General features: G+C 50.7%; 15 protein-coding genes. 9 read left to right on the plus strand and 6 right to left on the minus strand.

Annotated features, from left to right (window positions below; translation table 11 throughout):
* Window positions 1-356 precede the first annotated feature (356 nt).
* From SH573x_RS28490 to SH573x_RS28510, 5 genes are all read left to right on the plus strand, one after another.
* On the plus strand, window positions 357-2,258 hold the full coding sequence (locus SH573x_RS28490; protein ID WP_479351421.1) for a gluzincin family metallopeptidase: 1,902 nt from the start codon (window positions 357-359) through the stop codon (window positions 2,256-2,258).
* Entirely contained in the window at window positions 2,245-3,576 is a 1,332-nt protein-coding gene (locus SH573x_RS28495; RefSeq protein ID WP_479351422.1) for a ComEC/Rec2 family competence protein, read from the plus strand. The genes SH573x_RS28490 and SH573x_RS28495 overlap by 14 nt, the downstream gene beginning before the upstream one ends.
* A 325-nt stretch (window positions 3,577-3,901) precedes the next feature.
* A complete protein-coding gene (locus SH573x_RS28500; RefSeq protein ID WP_479351423.1) occupies window positions 3,902-5,296 on the plus strand; it encodes an AAA family ATPase in 1,395 nt (464 codons plus the stop codon).
* Between the two features lie 27 nt (window positions 5,297-5,323).
* Window positions 5,324-6,229 carry a hypothetical protein gene (locus SH573x_RS28505; protein WP_479351424.1) on the plus strand — a complete coding sequence of 302 codons (906 nt, stop codon included), beginning with the start codon at window positions 5,324-5,326 and terminating at the stop codon, window positions 6,227-6,229.
* Window positions 6,230-6,588: 359 nt separating this feature from the next.
* Window positions 6,589-7,734, plus strand: coding sequence for a patatin-like phospholipase family protein (locus SH573x_RS28510; protein WP_479351425.1), 1,146 nt, complete (start codon window positions 6,589-6,591; stop codon window positions 7,732-7,734).
* A gap of 192 nt (window positions 7,735-7,926) precedes the next feature.
* Here SH573x_RS28510 and SH573x_RS28515 read toward each other — a convergent pair whose 3' ends face one another.
* Window positions 7,927-9,207 (minus strand): tyrosine-type recombinase/integrase, encoded by a 1,281-nt coding sequence (locus tag SH573x_RS28515; protein WP_479351426.1) that lies wholly within the window; start codon window positions 9,205-9,207, stop codon window positions 7,927-7,929.
* A gap of 195 nt (window positions 9,208-9,402) precedes the next feature.
* Window positions 9,403-10,101, minus strand: a complete 699-nt coding sequence (locus tag SH573x_RS28520) for a helix-turn-helix domain-containing protein (RefSeq protein WP_479351427.1) — start codon at window positions 10,099-10,101, stop codon at window positions 9,403-9,405.
* Between the two features lie 431 nt (window positions 10,102-10,532).
* Between SH573x_RS28520 and SH573x_RS28525 the strand changes: the two genes are divergently transcribed.
* Window positions 10,533-11,492: a hypothetical protein gene (locus SH573x_RS28525; RefSeq protein WP_479351428.1), complete on the plus strand. Its 960-nt coding sequence runs from the start codon at window positions 10,533-10,535 to the stop codon at window positions 11,490-11,492.
* A 521-nt stretch (window positions 11,493-12,013) separates the two neighbouring features.
* Here SH573x_RS28525 and SH573x_RS28530 read toward each other — a convergent pair.
* The gene (locus tag SH573x_RS28530) at window positions 12,014-12,310 is read right to left on the minus strand and encodes a hypothetical protein (RefSeq protein WP_479351429.1); all 297 of its coding nucleotides are present in this window, start codon (window positions 12,308-12,310) and stop codon (window positions 12,014-12,016) included.
* A gap of 152 nt (window positions 12,311-12,462) precedes the next feature.
* The gene (locus SH573x_RS28535; protein WP_479351430.1) at window positions 12,463-12,714 is read right to left on the minus strand and encodes a helix-turn-helix domain-containing protein; all 252 of its coding nucleotides are present in this window, start codon (window positions 12,712-12,714) and stop codon (window positions 12,463-12,465) included.
* A 101-nt stretch (window positions 12,715-12,815) separates the two neighbouring features.
* Here SH573x_RS28535 and SH573x_RS28540 point away from each other — a divergent pair, with 101 nt between their 5' ends.
* The gene (locus SH573x_RS28540; RefSeq protein WP_479351431.1) at window positions 12,816-13,988 is read left to right on the plus strand and encodes a hypothetical protein; all 1,173 of its coding nucleotides are present in this window, start codon (window positions 12,816-12,818) and stop codon (window positions 13,986-13,988) included.
* A 79-nt stretch (window positions 13,989-14,067) separates the two neighbouring features.
* On the opposite strand, the gene SH573x_RS28545 is transcribed toward SH573x_RS28540, so the two are convergent.
* Together SH573x_RS28545 and SH573x_RS28550 are read right to left on the minus strand one after the other, a co-directional pair.
* Complete coding sequence (locus SH573x_RS28545) at window positions 14,068-14,853, minus strand: hypothetical protein (RefSeq protein ID WP_479351432.1); 786 nt, start codon at window positions 14,851-14,853, stop codon at window positions 14,068-14,070.
* A 76-nt stretch (window positions 14,854-14,929) separates the two neighbouring features.
* Window positions 14,930-15,076 (minus strand): hypothetical protein, encoded by a 147-nt coding sequence (locus tag SH573x_RS28550; RefSeq protein ID WP_479351433.1) that lies wholly within the window; start codon window positions 15,074-15,076, stop codon window positions 14,930-14,932.
* A gap of 107 nt (window positions 15,077-15,183) precedes the next feature.
* Here SH573x_RS28550 and SH573x_RS28555 point away from each other — a divergent pair, with 107 nt between their 5' ends.
* Window positions 15,184-16,230 carry a DUF3047 domain-containing protein gene (locus SH573x_RS28555; protein ID WP_479351434.1) on the plus strand — a complete coding sequence of 349 codons (1,047 nt, stop codon included), beginning with the start codon at window positions 15,184-15,186 and terminating at the stop codon, window positions 16,228-16,230.
* Window positions 16,231-16,267: 37 nt separating this feature from the next.
* Window positions 16,268-17,146 (plus strand): C1 family peptidase, encoded by an 879-nt coding sequence (locus SH573x_RS28560; RefSeq protein ID WP_479351435.1) that lies wholly within the window; start codon window positions 16,268-16,270, stop codon window positions 17,144-17,146.
* The last annotated feature ends 18 nt before the right edge of the window (window positions 17,147-17,164 follow it).

The following is a 17,164-nucleotide window of genomic DNA, read 5'->3' on the forward strand; positions in this document are numbered from 1 at the left end:
CTATGCGGCCGCTAACTGGTGAACCAACCGGCGTTGGACCGATTTCGCAGCCTGAAGCCTTCGACTCTGGCACAAGACGACAAGAATGCAGCTCCACCTTCCTAGTCTGAATACAATCGCTCAAAGAAAGCAGGTCTGCATACAACTGTGAGACAATTTTCCCAACTGTCCAGAAATCTTTAGTTGTGCGAATGTGTAAATCTGTTCCCCTGCCGACCATAGCCCCACTTTACTTCGACTGTGTCTTTAACGATAGTTGAGAGTTTGAGAAAACCAATTGATACGTATATCTGCTGCAAGGCAGAGCAATACGTCGTACATCTCAAGACGTCCATTAAGCGCCGGAGTCGTTTGTGATGCACCAAAGACCTAAGCCTCGTTATCAGTCTCTAACGATTATTGCTCAAGATCCCGGTGTTCGCGCAGGGCCAGGCAAAATCAAGAAGATTGTCCGTGCTCAGGTACGCATTCCAGCAGAATCGCTGATGCCTGGACCGTGGGGTTATCGAGTTCAGGTCGTCGACTATGACGCATCCAGCGATACGCTTTGGAGTCCACGCACATACGCATACGATGCAGATGTCGTTGTCGATCCATTCGAAACAGCTGCCGATTCCGTTTTGCTGAATGATCCACAGTTTCACCAGCAAAACGTCTATGCGATCGTGATGCGGATTCTGGCTCGTTTCGAACAAGCGTTGGGTAGACGCGTTAGCTGGAGCTTCGGCGGGCACCAACTGAAGGTTGCTCCTCATGCGTTTGCAGATGCCAATGCGTTCTATTCAAAAGAAGATGAGTGCCTGCTCTTCGGCTATTTCCTGGATCCCAAATACCTGATCGAAGGCAAGCGGGCGAAGCCTGGGCATGGTATCGTCTTCACCTGTTTGTCGCACGACGTTGTAGCCCACGAGACAACTCATGCTCTAGTAGATGGCTTGCGTAGCCGCTACACCGAGCCGTCTTCGCCCGATCAGGCCGCGTTTCATGAAGGCATCTCGGACGTCGTCGCACTGCTATCAATTTTCTCTCTGACTGCCGTTGTGGAACTGCTGCTCGCAGATCAAAAGAAGTTCGAGCCGCAGGATTTGCGAGACACGGTTCTTTTCAAGTTGGCTGAGGAAATGGGTTCCGTGGTGACCCAGTCTCGAGGAGCGGCTCTGCGTCGTTCAGTGACATTGGAACCGGGCACGGAATGGAAAAGGGATCCTGAGTATGACGAACCGCATCGACGTGGTGAGATTCTGGTCGCGGCCATGCTGAATGCACTAATTCTTATCTGGGCCGCTCGAATCGAAGGACTGCGCAAGGACTCGGCAGGGCGACTAGACGTCTCGCGCGTCGTGGAGGAAGGACAGCGAGCAGCCGACATACTAATGACGATGTCGATCCGAGCACTCGACTACTGCCCACCTGTTCATCTTGAGTTCTCAGACTATCTCAGTGCGTTGCTAACAGCGGATGTGGAGATCCGGCCCGACGACTCTGTATTTCAGTTCAGGCACCATCTGAGAAACAGCTTTAACTCCTATGGCATTCGCCCTGCTGCAAAAGGTACAAAGGTCGAACCCGGAGTCTGGACTGCTCCAGAAATGGAAATGCCCAACAGCGATGGAGACGTTCGCGCCAACGTGATCAGCTATGACCGGACTCACTTTGATGCCATGCAGCGTGATCGTGACGAGGTGTTCCGGTTTGTCTGGGAGAACCGCGCGACTCTTCGATTGTGCGATGAAGCTTACACGGAAGTACAGTCGCTGCGGCCGTGTGTGCGCGTTGGTGACGATGGCTTCGTGCTAAAAGAAACGGTGGCTGAGTACATTCAAATATTGCGATTGATGCCTGAAGACCTTCGGCAGAGGGGCGTGAAACTTCCCCGAAAAGAATTACTACCTGACGACGTGGAACTGTTTATGTACGGTGGCGGCACCCTGGTCTTTGACGAATACGGTCGTCTAAAGTTTCACGTCCACAATTCACTGCTGGAGCAAAAAGGCTCAATATCTGCGAGACAAGTGAAACGCATACACTTTCTGGCGGAACGCGGTTATTACTTACAGCGAGCGCGAACTGCCAAGTCGGCGCGCGCAAGTCGTCCACGAATGTTCGGGCAATTGCATCTCAATCGCGGCCTAAACCGCGCTCTCAATCCAGCTGAAGGCTGGGTGAATGATGAGGAAGAAACCGACAACGGAAATCTCCACGTTGACGGCCATACTCATGACCACGAAAACACAGGAGTCAACGATGGCGACGAGTAAGCCAACAAAACTAACGATTCGATCGTATCAGGTCGGATTCGGCGATTGCTTCCTCTTGACGTTTCACTATCCCACTAGCGGGAAGAAGACGAACGACCGACACGTTTTGATCGACTGTGGCAGTACTGGAAAGCCGAAAAACGCTCCAGGGCTTGATCTAGTGGCACAGCAGATCAAGGCCGATTGCCAGGATCGGCTTACGGCGATTATCGCGACTCATCGTCACGCTGACCATATCAATGGCTTTGCGACCAACGCGAAAGGAAATGGCCCCGGCGACATTCTGCGAAGTCTCAAGCCCAAACTTGTGATTCAACCCTGGACGGAAGATCCTGACGTCGCAAAAAACGCCACAGGCCCTAAGAAAGCCTTCCGGCAGCCTGATGTTGGAATCACTAAGGCGCTGTTTGCTGCAGGACTAGACAGCATGCATGACGTCGCCGGAGCGGTTCAAAAGGAATTGACGCACATCAGTCAGCACCTGTCGAAATCGGTCGCAGGTCAACTGGCTTTCCTCGGCGAAGAGAACCTGAAGAACCTATCAGCGGTAAAGAACCTAATCGCGATGGGTAAAGCCGGAAAATCCGAGTACCTATGTTATGGTAACAAGACCTCTCTCACGAAGTTGCTACCGGGCGTTAAAGTTCATGTACTCGGGCCACCCACACCTGAGCAGTATGCCGACGTGGCTAAGCAGCGATCCAAAGACGCAAATGAGTTTTGGCAGATACTTGGAGTTACCGGATCGCGCCTCGCAGCCACGGGATTTAGTCCGTTCCCTACCGCCATGCAGGAAGACTCTTCCCAACTGCCACCGTCAGCTCGCTGGCTCGTTGGCCGCATTCGTGCGGTGCATGGCGCTCAGCGACTCTCAATTGTTCGCGCCCTCGACGATGCGATGAACAACACAAGTCTCATTTTGCTTTTCGAGTTTGCGGGAAAAAAAGTTCTCTTTCCAGGTGACGCTCAGATCGAAAACTGGTCGTATGCTCTGAAAGACGCCCCCAAGGATGAGGTCAAGGCTAATCAAAAGCTGCTTGAACAGACCGATTTTTACAAGGTCGGTCATCACGGCAGCTTAAACGCAACTCCGAAGTCGCTGTGGAAACTATTTGCCAAGCGTAGCAAGACCGAAGGGGACAATCGATTGAAAACAGTTGTCTCCACCATGGCGGGGAAGCACGGTTCCGAAGGTACAAAAACCGAAGTCCCGCGTCGTACGCTGGTGGATGCTCTCAAAGACGAGACGAACTTTCAGTCCACCCAGTCACTGCGCAAGCAAGCTCCGAATGTGCAATGTATTGAGATCAACGTTTGACGCCAATGCCTGACGCAGCACGAAACCTAATGGCCAGGTTGTTGGGTAAACCGAGCGTGGCAAGCGGGTTTAACTGAAGAATACATTACGTGTAAAGTAATTTACTCTGCACCAGCGACCCTCTGCTGACTGTTAAGTAGCTGTTTCAGAGAGAGTTCGCTGGTCGCACTGCTATGATAAGTCAACTTTTGTGACGGTTTCTGCATTGACTGATGGAATTTGCTCTTTTGTTCGCTTATGCTCACAGCAGATAGCATATCGCATTTTTTCCAAACTCTTCAGTTTGGAAAGAGGAAAAAGCCTACTAGTTCGACGGAGCTAAACATTGTACGTCGAGAAAATAGAAATTGAAAATATCCGCTGCTTTAAGCGGACTGTATTCGAACCCTGCCATCCCAAGAAGCGCAATCTTCCCAAAGATATTGAGTTCAAAAACGTTTCACTGCTGTTAGGTAACAACGGAGCTGGCAAAAGCACTACGCTTCGCTGCTTGGCGATCGGCGTACTCTCGCGGGTTCTCGAAGTATCCGAATATCAGCCTGATCACATGGTCCGCAGGTCTGCAGGCAACGACAAATCTGTAGCCTACATACGCACCAACGTTTTGTTGGGCCCGAATGACGCGAAGCCGAAAAACTTTCGGCGCAGCGAAATTGAGCTCGTAACTAGCATTGCCAGAGAAGGGGATTACGAACGTGTTGGCAAACAGAGGGGGCCTTATATTTCCGATCTGTTTGTTGACTTGTCGCCTACATTCTTCATGGTCGGATATGGAGCGACCCGTCGAATGGAAGCCAGGAGTCGAAGTAGCCCAGAGAGCAAAGATAGTCGGCTGAGGTTCGGGAGAGTCGCCAGCTTGTTTAACGACTTTGTTGCCCTGACTCCGCTAAACAGCTGGTTGCCGCACTTAAAATCGGCAGACAAAAAGCGATTTCAAGAGATTGTAAAACTGATTAACGAGCTACTCCCTCCCGAGATACGCTTCACCGGAGAACAGGAGAAACAGACCGTTCCCAGGCAAGTGTCGAATGCCACGTCCGGCTTCAACCGCGACTATGTTTTTAAGATGGACAAACAAGACTTGGCGTTCCGTGCCCTGTCGGACGGCTACCGAGCCTACATCGCCTGGATCGTCGATTTGGTTTACCATCTGTATCAATGTACGCCCAAGAAGACGAATCTCAAATCACTCTCTGGCCTGGTGCTGGTCGATGAAATAGATCTTCATCTTCATCCATCCTGGCAAAGAGAAGTTATTGGACGAATTTCGAACGGATTGCCCCATTTGCAATTCGTCTGCACAACTCATAGCCCAATTGTTGCCGGTACACTGAGGCGCGAGCAGGTATATGTGATGGATCGCAACCCAGAAGGCGAAGTCGTAATAGACCAATTCGATGAACGAATTCACGGGATGAATGCTGACCAGATATTAACTAGTTCATACTTCGGATTAACGACAACAAGAGCTCCTGATTTCATCGATGAGCTGCGCAAGATACGCCAGCGTGCCTGGGCGGGTGACGAAAAAGCGACGCTGGAGTATCTTCAAGCGATGAGCGGTGATCAAAAGACAAGCCAACACAAAATCAGCAAATCTGTCGGCAAGACAAAAATGAAGTCTACCAAGGTCAAAAAAGCTGTAGCCTCAGACCAAGTCAAAAGAGCGGCATCTAAAAAGAAGGCGACTAAAGCAGTTTCAAAGAAAGCTGCGAGATAAACCGGCGCTGAAGGGGAGAGCAAAAAATTGATTCGTTACAATATCACCAGCGATGACTTGAATACGTTGATAAAGAATGCCAAATCTGGCTGGCTTGCACGCGCGAAGAAATGTACTGACAAATGTCGAAGTAAGAAAACATATGTTGACCAAGGCAATATCTGGACAGAAATCAAAAAACTTTATCTCCAGATCCAGCACCATAAATGTATTTACTGCGAACGCAAACTCGCCTCCACTATAAGTGTTATCAATGGCAAACGTCAGGCTGGAGGACCTGGAAGCATCGAGCACGACGTCGAGCACTTTCGTCCCAAATCAAAAATTAGCAAGTGGCCAAGTGAAAGAATTGAATCATCACGAGGCATCAAATATGGCTTTGCATTAGGCGGGATGAGTTCGAAGGGGTATTACCTTTTGGCCTTTCATCCACTTAACTACGGCACTAGTTGCAAAACCTGCAATACACCGTTGAAGAGCGATTTTTTTCCGATCGAAGGCACGAGAAAAATCTCCAAAGACTCCCCCTCATTGCTGAATTCAGAATTGCCATTGCTAATTTATCCTATTGGCGCGCTTGATGCCGATCCGCAAGAGATCATAACCTTTGATGGATATCTAATTCGTCCGGTAAAAAAAAGCGGTCGAAGTTACCGGCGGGCCATAGTCACGATTGACTTTTTTGAACTTGATACTCGGGAAGAACTATTGCGTGAACGGGCGGAGCGTATCGTCACAATGTTTTTTGCGCAGAAAAGGCTCCGGACTGCAAATCAACAATCGCTCGCCAAGAAACTGCTAGACAATTATATAGAATCAGGAAGTCCGCATGCGAATTGCTGCAGAGCCTATCGTAGTTTGCTTCAGACTAAGCCCGCGCGCGCTAAGGCCATTGCCGACAAGGCGATGGCTTATCTTACTTCGCAGTCGTAGCGAGCATTCGCAGCCTTACAAATCAGGACTCGCAAACTACCATCAGGCAGATCACAAGCGAGCGAACTGATGGATGAGTGCGTCTGTCGGCTGGCCCGTAAACTTCAGCCTAGGGAAATAATGAAGATTAATTCAGCCTGCGGCTTCTTTCCTTCCGCAATCGTTCCAACAGTTCAGAAGTGGACGTGAGCATTGCCATCGATCTAGACAAACTACCTATGCGACCAATATGGCAACCATCAAACTGCTGAAAATGGTACAGTTCGTATTGGGGTTAACACACGAAATCGGCCCCGGTCCTGCAACGCCCAGTTCTTTCACATTGAACCGATAATCATTGACTAACAAGGAACGCGAAGATGAGTCAGGACATTAAATCACCCGTAGAATCTATCGAGGGCGACTCGGCCGGCGTAGATAACGGCATCGCACTTTGTTTATCGGGGGGCGGGTTTCGAGCCATGCTCTATCATCTGGGAGCTTTGATTCGGTTAAATGAACTTGGCTTGCTAAGCCAACTCACTCGCATTTCAAGCGTATCGGGTGGCTCCATCACAGCCGCGGTCCTCGCATTGCAATGGAAACAGCTTGTTTTTGTCGACAGCGTAGCTACGAATTTGAAACAGGTCTTGGTTCCGGCCATTCAGCATATGGCAGACCAATCGATCGACGTGGCTGCAGTAGGCTGGGGCACCCTCAATCCTATGAAATCGATCGCCGAGGTTGTTGCGGACTACTACGACCAGTATTTGTTCCACGGCGCGACGCTTCAAAGTCTCCCCGACTCTCCCAGGTTTGTGCTCAATACTACGAATGTAAAAACCGGCTCGCTCGTTCGCTTTAGCAAGCCGTATATTGCAGACTATCGCGTCGGCAAGATACCCGAGCCGAAGCTTCGACTCGCATTGGCCGTGGCGGCCTCCTCTGCATTTCCACCGTTTCTTTCACCGATGGAGCTGCGGTTTAAAGCGTCCGACTATGCATCGGGCGATGCCTTCGCAGATTTGACAGGCCCCGAATACCGCGAGCACATGGTCGTGACTGACGGTGGTGTTTATGACAATCTCGGCCTGGAAACAGCCTGGAAGCGATATACGAATATTTTGGTAAGCGATGGCGGGAGAAAAATGGCGCTCGACCCAAGCCCCAAAAACGACTGGGCCTTCCATTCGAAACGGCTCATTGACTTGCTCCAGCATCAAACGAGTAGCCTGCGCCGACGTCAAGTGATCGACTCGTTTGTGGCGAAAGAACGGGGCGGGGCGTACTGGGGAATTCAAAGCAAGATCGAGGCTTTCAATACCCAAAATCCTGTTACCTTATCGACGGCCGAACTAGCGTTAGCGGACATGGAAACTCGATTGACGACAATCTCACGACAGGATCAAAGAGGCATAATCAAGATTGGCTACGCAACCTGCGATGCAGCCGTTCGCTCTCCCCAATGTCATTGGACCGGCCAGGTAGGTATTCGATCGGTCCCACCCCATTTCGATTTAGCGTGAACTAGGCACTAAGTGGGATGAGGCGGATGTGAAGTGGTGGGCTGACGAACTTGGTCAAGGGCCAACCAAGAAGTTCCCACACAGCCGATGAGTTGACGAACCGGGAACTTTCTCGATTCGGCCGGAAAGTTCCCGAAATGTCTGCAATTGTTGGCAGAGTGCAGACTGACGGCTACATGGTCATCATAGGCCTCATCCAAGCTGCCGCATCACCTCCCGAGCTTTATCTGCATCGCGCTCCGCATACACTTGAGTGATGTCTGCTGCAGCATGGCCCAAAATCACTTGCGCAGCCTCAAGGCCGAAACGCTTTCGGATCTCAGTGGCGGCGGAATGGCGGAGTTGATTTGGCGACCAACGATTGTCGCTTTGCCATTGCTTGAACGATTGGACTTCCATTTCCGTGAGACGAGCCATGTGAGCCGTGCGAGATTCATTCTCGAGCGCACATAGTGGCGGCGGAGCTGGGAAGGCATAGTCGCACGCTCGGTGGACGGCTTGACGATAGCTGTTGGGATCGTATTGAGGGCTTGGCTTCTTCTGTGGCTTCTTCTTTCGATTGGTACCTGGCCTGTTGCCGCATGACAGCGGAGTTACTCGTGCTTCACTCTTGACTTTAAAGAACACCGCCATCGATTCCACTGGAGAGAAGCATGGCAACGATGAGTCGCGCTGCATGTATGGGGTGAGCAATATCTGGGCCTCTGGGCCGATGTAGACAATGCGGCTGCGGCCGTGGTGGGCGGTCTTGTGCGATCGAGGCGTATACTCCCAAACATCGCTTCCGCGGTCTATATCGCATGGACGCAGCTTACAGATTTCGCCCGGCCGCATGCCCGTTAGCAATTGCAGCCGAACCATGTCACGAACGATAGGCCGCAAGTAGGGCATCGTTTTTTCAACAGTAGCTTTTGAGACAGGCATCACTGGCGCCGTTTCGGGGGCCGTTGTGCGACCAAGCTTCAGACCTGGCACGGTTATAAGCGCTTGGTAGATGGCGACCGGAATGATTTCTTCGGATGCTGCCCACTTGAATATGCGAGTTAGACGTCGCATGTTCTTGTTAATGGTACGCCTAGCTTGACCACGCTCAAGCCATTGTTGCCGCACGACCTTGAGAGCCTTTGGGCCGAACTCTTTGGCAAGCGTATTGCCGTAGAGACTTCCAGTATCGCTCACAATAAGGCGCAGGGCATCAAGTTCGTTGGTGGCTTTGCCGTCTTTGAGATAGTAGGTTCTTGCAAACTTCAGATAGTCCGCCAATACCTCGATCACTGTAATCGATTTCCGTGTCGGCTCGATCAGCTTGCGTCCAGTGGCGAGATACTCCGCGATTAATCGGTCGTATTGGACGTGGCTGGCTCTACTTCCATGAAGCCCCAAATAGTGATCCTTGCCGAGTATGGTGACCAGTGCTTGGCCGCTGGCTTTATGCTTTCGATAGGACGGGATGCGTTTGACTGATCCTTGCATAGTTGCCATTTGAAGTTAACGACCGATGAAAATTGAACTGCATTGGATTCAATTTGCCAGGCCGGTTCAGGTCAACCCTGTAATTTATGCTCCTTACTTGCCGATTTGGGGGCGAACGGATGGCGACTGCTGTTTCTCCAAGGCAAACCACCGAACTACAAACGCTTAGCGGCTATCGAGTGGCAATACGAAATCTCAGCGATTCGGTTCAGTATCAGCTTGTTGCGGCTTGGGGAGCTTAATCTGCTGCAGGAATGCCTTGTCTTTGAGGAGTGCATTCCACTGTGCTTTGACTATCGGCCCGACGCCATACAGCGACCGTACGTCTAGCGAGCGAAGGTCGAGCGATTCGATATGAACGATTGCATCAGCGTAGGCTGCGCGACTTTTCGGTCGCTTCTCAAGAATGCGCACGCCTTCCCGGAAAATACCGCTGCGGACAGCTTCGCAGGTGCTGCTTCCGCTCGCCTTGGGCATCCAAGCTTCAACGAAGATATGCAGGTCGCACAGTAGTTCGCGAGATGCGGGCGAGGTTTCAAAGATACGACCATCACCATGAATTCCCATCATCCTGAGTTCGCGGCCAGCTTGATCACTCGCGTGCAACAGCTTGTTTTTGCTTGTCTTCGTGCCGAAGTGCTGCTCAGTAACTGTTTGTGCGACTGACGCACCTCCAAGTTCGACGATGGTCAAGCGATCCGTGAATCTCTGCAACGCTTCTTCTGAGGTGTACCAACTGGCCCCCAACTTGCGAGCTCCCAGGAATACACCTTGCTGCCCAAATTTGACCCAGCGCATGACAGAGCATTTCGATACGCCAAAGCGCTTGGCCGTTTCCCCAAGAGTCAACATCGTTTCGCTGTGAATATCTAGCAGCTCGAGTCCATTACCCATAAAAATCTCTTAGCAACTTCTTTAAAGGGCAGCTTGGCAATCCAATATGGTAGGATTCTTCACGAGGCATAGCCAGGGCCGCTTCAAGGCCATTTCGACTTCCCACTCCAACTAGATGCACCGCAATGATTCGGTCTATTCGACTGGTATGCGCGAAGACGATTTATCTCTGAGCCGCGTATGCGCTCGGGGTCTCTTTCCACTCGTAACCCAAGTGTTCGGACATCCGCACTATGAGCCAATGGTCTATTCAGTTCGTTTAAATTCCATCTTGCATAAAACTGACGGAAAAGTCGAAGCGATCGTCATACACGGGCGCTTTTGATAGTCCATTTCACTTAATCTGCCCTGCTACTATCTCCACCATACTTCCAGAATTCCGATCATAAGAAGGAGGGGGATACAACTCATTGCATGAAAGGATTTACGCAGTGAAAACGTTCAATCTAACGACTTTGTGCCTCGCTCTGGGCGTGACGCTGGGATGCGCTCACATACCGCTTAAACGAAATGTAGTGAAGCAGTCCCAGACTCTTGCTAATGTTTACGAGCAGCAGGTTCTAGAGGGACTCGCCACTTTTGTTGTCAACCCAAATAGCACACCATCATTTGCACTGCCGATCGGTGGTGGTGCGACCGTCAACCAAGGCGGAACTGCGATCGGGGGACTGACCTGGAACGCGACCGCGTTTACTGGCGCTTCTACAAGTATCAACGGTTCACAGTCATTGAGTGAGAATTGGACTCTTAAACCTATCAATGATCCGTTGCGATTATCGCTTATGAAGTGTGCTTACCAGCACGCCACTGGAAATCTGCCAAGCGGTTGTGAAGATTGCGCCAACAATTTGCGACTGTTCTTCGGAAACGACTTTGAATCATGCCGTGTGCCCCGCTGCTTCTTCCGAAAAGCTTCTAAACGGCCCGATCACAACAATTGCTGCATCAAATACGGCGAGTCCTGTGGGTGCTTCGTTATCGTAGAGAAATCCCAATTTGAATGCCTATCCCGGCTAACAATGGCAATCCTTGATATCGCTACGGTCTCAGACGAAGAATTAGCCAAGCGTATGTCCAGTGGTGATCCCAAGAGTATCGAAATATCGACATCGTTCATCGCAAATGTAAATGGTAAACCTCAGCTGATACAAGGAAAATATAAGATTCCTTTCGATCAGTTCGAACAATTGCAGCAAAACGCGATCCCAGAATTGAATCGTGCACAGGCTACGCTTGGTCCAATGGGGATAGACGTAGGCCCTGGCATCCAATTCAAGGACTTAAAGGCTTCCCCTGTTGCGCCAGGTTCAATTTTCCGTCAAGGAACAGATGATTCAAATACGAGCATACAGAGTCTGCTCCAGATGAATCAGTTCCCATTGCCTAAGTAATTGTACGATCATATTTGCCCAGAAAACGCTTTGTATGACACTGAGGCGGAGAATCGTTGATTCCTCGCCTCAGAATTCAACCTCCTCAATGGCAACTAACCTATGGATTTGGGCAGCGACAAACGATTCCAACGCATAGGCGTTACCCAACTTACTGGAAGGTCTTCGTCACTTTTGCTCAAAGCACTACGATACGTGTAGAGAGCTTGACTAACGACGATCTGAGCATGGAATGCAAGGCTCACTACGAATTAGCAACTGACTAAGCATGATAGAGCGTACGACGGAGAACGCCTATAGCCTTGTTGCGAGTCGAACGGCACGGCTTGGCAGGCGAAAACCCCCGAAGTCTTTTTAGCCAGGTCATCTTGTGCCAACATTATCCAGTAGCTGTCGAACTTCGGTCCTAGGTGTCGACGTTATCTAGTGGTCGCGATTTAGGCGTGGCTTTACGCAAACGCACTGTGAGTCGATGTCAACCTCCTTACCCTAGGCCGATTAAATGCGTCTGGCGAAGCTGATCAACCCCGTGAAGCCGTCGACAGGCCACGCTGACGCTGCTTATCTTGCTCGATCCATTCGTCCGCCTGGCGATATAGTTCCGCAATACGCAGCAGGTCTTGGTCGTTGACGTAGGCTGTGGTCTTATAAGTGCCGTCCGTGTCTTTATAGCTTTTGTCAAGACGTATGCTGTATTGATCAAATCCTGAGTCCGTTTTGTTTTTCCAGATTGCCAAACTCAGGTGGCCGCTACCGGTGAGCGTGATGGCTGGCCGTTTTGTGTTTGATTTCGTTGATTCTGATTCGTTTGTCTCCATAGTGCCTCCTGCGGTGTGATTAACGGGAAGGCGAGCGGTATCATCATTAGATGATTGAAGTCAACGAAAATTTGCAACACGAGTCATTTCAAACACGGCTATACCGGAGCAAGAACGCGTGTAACCCCAACTGGGCAACCGCATAGCAAGGATCAATCCAGCTTTTCAAGTCGTTTTTCCAACAGACTTGCGAATTTTGAAAGGGTGGTCCCCAAGATAAGGCATATCGTCCGCAACTGCACCACGTCGACCATGCGTTCACCGCGCTCGATTTTGCTGACGTAGGACTGAGTGACGCCGAGAGCTTCCGCCAACTGTATCTGCGTGAGTCCACTATCCTTCCGAAACTTCTTCAGAAGCCGGACTACTTCGGTATTTTCTTGGCTATAGATCGACTTTTCCACGCTTGCCTTGCCCTTGACTAAGGCTGAGCGTATATTCCAGATAGGATTAGGCCAAACGGGACTATTTTTCGCGTCACTACCCTCGGAACAGGCTCCTCAGTATGGATCGCCTTTTTCTCGACACCGCTCGTATGGGGCGTCCGTCTCGACAGGCAATCGATGCGGTGACAGGTCTTTCGCAATACTGGGCGGCCAACGGACTTTCGGCCGAATTCGATCGGTTCCTGTATGAAGGTTTCGACGCAGATCAGCTGAGACAGTATCCCTCACTATGCAGTTGGCATGGCATCGCGGAACTCAAGAATTGCCTGCTGCGGTGTGCTGGTTTCGATACGAATTGGAACGTGCTACTTGCTAATCGATCATCCAAGCTATTCGAATTGCCGGTTGAGATTTTGAAGAAGCGAGGTCGGCGTGTGATGTGTTTTGAATCGTTGTGGCCGAGATACCGCAAGGTACTGGCCCGGCGAGTGGAAACCGTTGTATTCGAGGATTCACGCGTTGCCCACCAATCGGTCTTGATTGCGGAAGCACTAGACCTCTTCAGAGCCACTAATTGTGAAGCGTTGGTCCTTCCTACTGTCACGCACTTTGGCAAAGTCTTCCCCTACGCTGAATTCATTGATCAGTTGACGGACGCTATGAAGGTTGACATGGTGATCTTGGATGGTGCTCAAGAATTCGGGCACATGCCAATTCAGCCATTTGGCGACGCACCGATTTTCTACGTCACCTGCACTCAGAAATGGCTGCGTTCTGGATTGACTGCCGGTGTTGCCTTTGCTTCCCCACACATCGATTGGCAAGACACGATCGACGCAATACGCGTGACAGACGATCCACTACTGAAGCTTGCTTGCGGTTCGGCAGGCGAGGAGTGCTATGGAGAGACAGTTGCCGTGTCGCCGTTAGTTGCGTGCCGCGCAGCGATTGACGGACTGGCCCCAGAACGAGTTAGACATGACCTAAGGGTGCGCCATTATAACCGCCGCAATCTGTTTGCCCTGTTGAAGCTTCATGGCGATCAAGAGCAAGAGATCTCGCCCAGTGGAATGTTGACGTTTTCGATGGGGCACGACGAACCAAAACCTGCACCAGAACTCCGGAAGGCGTTTCTCGACTTGGGCATTGTACTATCCGCGTTTCCTGGCGGCCTAATCCGCTTGTCGATGCCAGAAACCAAATTCACTGATACCCAGTTGCAATGGATTGAGTCGCGCTTTAACAGCCCCATGGTTAACGACCACACTTACCTTGCCAGCAACTTTTCATAGGATCGTGCGTAGAGTCCGAGGCTCTGCCAATACGACAAGGCACGCTGGATGGCGGCGTTGTCAAAATAGAGCGTGAAGGTTAGCGTTCATCAAGTTCCTGGATACCGAATGCACGATATCCATAAATCCCCATATCGCGGCAGAGTTCCGGTTCGCTTGTTAGTGCCGACTCTTTCAAGAGGTTGATTTTAATGCCTTGGCGGTGCTGAGAGTCGATCCACGCCATAACCGGCGGCAAGGGCGCCGAGGTTGTGTCCGGCCACAGTTCGTCACGGACAATTACGATCCGTTCAATTTTCAAACACTTTGCCTTGAGTTCCAAATTAAGTTGGAGGCTTTTCTTACCTGGCTCGTCCTGCCAGTACTCTGCCGATTTAAACCATGCGACTGAGCGATAGATCTGAACGTCCTTTCGCCGCAGCAGTTGTTCGTACGTCATACGCCACGCCTCGGTTGACGCAAAGGTGATCTCGCCCTGGGCCAGTGCGCAAATCTGATCGGCAAGTGAATCGAGTTTTTGAGTTGCAAACTGGACAAGCACAGGATCGGTATGCGCCGAAATACTCGCAAGCGACTTTGTGATCTTAAGATAGCCCTTCAATAGTTCTGGACGCTCGGTCAGGCTGGGCACAAGCCCTGCTACAGAAAGCAAGTCTCGGAAAGCGACTTTCGTGTGCTCGAAACTCTGAATCTGTGCGACGATAAGACCAGCCAGAATACTAAGCCAGGTGCCGAGCATTGCCACCTGCGCATCCAACGATCCGAATACGGCCACAACACCAACCGACACTGCACCGAGCAGGGCCGTGCCGAGGAATCGAAAGTCAAATAATACGGGCTTCGGTATAGTTGAGTTTTTAGTCACTAACTTCGATTACCACAGTCTCCTTCTGACTGCAACGAAATTGGACTGTGCCCGCCTAATGTCGACTTGTCCTGTGTCAACTAGTAAAGTCGCTGCCATACAGGGTGACCTGTGCGACTTGAGTGACCTGCCAAATACAAATGTCATGCCACCTGCGTCGCGAAGCGCAAGCTATCGCAATCGAAAGATCGATGAAGCGATGTTGTCGAATTGATATCGGCACTCTAAGGGTCCTATACCTCACCTGCGACCAGTAGAGCATCCAGCGAAGTTCACCGCGAGATTCAGTATTATGAACAAGAGATAAGGCGGATTCTCCATACGATCGGAGTGACCAAGACATTTGTCAGAGAGGCCGCCTATAGGCAGATTAGCTCGCTGGCAGCGATGGTGACGAGTAGCACGCCGTCGGATGACCAGCATGACAAAAATGTGTCAGAATACAACAACGCGATACCAGTAACTGGGTCACTCCGTGTAGGGACTGACAGCCTACGAAAAGTCGACGCGGAACTGGCACTCGCTCAGCAAGATATTGAAATTAGCATCGAGCAATGGAACAAGATTGAGGCACGTTTCCGGCAAGCACTCAAGTATTTTGATTTCTTTGAGAGGGCAATAACTTCCGAGAGATTGGCTGAAGATCACGAATTGCTGCGGTTTGTGCATTCGTGGATAAAGTTCTACATCCAGCTGCGCATTGATTTCACCTATTTCCATAAGATGCAGCAATTAACGTCGCGGGGCTCGCTTTTGAATATCAAAGCCGCTGTGGAGGCCTACCAAACGTTCGTGTCCGGCGTGGATGTATCCGCCCGTAATGTGCCGGACGAACCAATGCGTGACAAAACTATCATGGATTGGACAACGTTGAAGCCAGAACACAACACAGAGATTCCGAGTATTTGGTGTCCAACAGTTTGGAATGGTTCGCGTGCAAAGCGGCGCCCCAAACCATCTGTATCGGTAACTACTGCCACCGATGATCAGGTAGGTCGCTTCGTGACGCTGCAAACGGTTAACCACTCGGTGCATATGTCGAGACCACTGCATGTTGACCCTGCCCAATTTCGATATCTGCAGTGGCAGTGGATGGCAAACAAACTTCCCACGGACGGCGACGTAACGAAAGAGGCAACCGACAATGCCGCTTGCCAGGTTGTCGTCTGCCTGGGGTCGGGAAAGGACGTTGCACCGATCGTCCTCTACCTGACGTGGAACACCAGTGTAGCTCGACATGGCAAGTATTACGCATTTAGGACGACTATTCTCGGCATATCGCCCAAGGACGTTACCAACATTCAAAGTCGTGGCGAGAGTGCTTTCATACTGCCTTCCGTAGTCACGAACTTTCCTGTCGCTTTACTTACCACGTAATTGTTTCTTAGCCACAGTGTCTTGATAGGAGATCTCTATGCCAACGTTTCTGAAAAAGGGGATGGGCTGGATACCAGATCTTCCAGATATTCGAGACTACACTTTTCAGCATCCTGAAATACTCTCTACGCTCGCCAGACTCAAACGGTCACCAGGAAAGGAGCTGCCTGACGCTGTGGATCTTCGAAGCGACACCGAAGGCATCTACTTTACAGAGACAGAAGATCAGGGAACTCTGAATTCATCGACTGCGTTTGCCGTTTTAAGTCTCATCGAATATTTCGAGCGTCGCATTTACGGACATACGTTTGAAGGGTCAAAGCTCTTTCTATATAAACTTTCGAGAAATCAACTTTCAATGGGACGTACCATAGGTGATGCCGGCGCCGATTTACGAACAACGTTGAAGATGCTGGTCCGCTTCGGCGTCCCGCCAGAAGCCTATTGGCCGTACGAAATTGAGAAGTTCAATCAGGAGCAGAGTGCCTTCGTGTACGGGTTAGCGACTCCATTTCGCAGCTTAAAGTACGTTCGTCTCGATGCGCATAACGACAGCGGCGATAAAGTATGGTCTGTAGTAAAGTCTTTTTTGGCAGCTGGATTTCCGGCTGTTTTCGGCTTTTCCGTACCTGCCTCTATTACTCTCGATGCCAAAATTCCCTTTCGCCCAGGCTACGACAGCCTACTTGGCGGCCAAGCCGTGGTGGCAGTTGGTTACCAATCAGATCTTTTTGGGCATGGCAAAGATGGCCTGCTTATTCGTAGTTCGTGGGGAAGGCAATGGGGAGACCAAGGGAATGGGTGGCTTCCTGTGGCATTCATACACAATCAACTTGCTCGCGACTTTTGGACAGTGGTCAACATCGATTGGCTTGATACTCAAGAGTGTTCGAGACCGACCGTAGTCGATCCATAGCATGCTCTCTATTCCTAC

The sequence above is a fragment of the Rania fehmarnensis genome (assembly GCF_056494185.1).

What these genes read in the sequence shown, in the direction of transcription:
- SH573x_RS28490 (WP_479351421.1), top strand. Translation starts at nt 357, where the DNA reads ATGCACCAAAGACCTAAGCCTCGTTATCAGTCTCTAACGATTATTGCT.
- SH573x_RS28530 (WP_479351429.1), bottom strand. Translation starts at nt 12,310, where the DNA reads ATGGAGACAAACGAATCAGAATCAACGAAATCAAACACAAAACGGCCA.
- SH573x_RS28510 (WP_479351425.1), top strand. Translation starts at nt 6,589, where the DNA reads ATGAGTCAGGACATTAAATCACCCGTAGAATCTATCGAGGGCGACTCG.
- SH573x_RS28495 (WP_479351422.1), top strand. Translation starts at nt 2,245, where the DNA reads ATGGCGACGAGTAAGCCAACAAAACTAACGATTCGATCGTATCAGGTC.
- SH573x_RS28560 (WP_479351435.1), top strand. Translation starts at nt 16,268, where the DNA reads ATGCCAACGTTTCTGAAAAAGGGGATGGGCTGGATACCAGATCTTCCA.
- SH573x_RS28540 (WP_479351431.1), top strand. Translation starts at nt 12,816, where the DNA reads ATGGATCGCCTTTTTCTCGACACCGCTCGTATGGGGCGTCCGTCTCGA.
- SH573x_RS28515 (WP_479351426.1), bottom strand. Translation starts at nt 9,207, where the DNA reads ATGCAAGGATCAGTCAAACGCATCCCGTCCTATCGAAAGCATAAAGCC.
- SH573x_RS28520 (WP_479351427.1), bottom strand. Translation starts at nt 10,101, where the DNA reads ATGGGTAATGGACTCGAGCTGCTAGATATTCACAGCGAAACGATGTTG.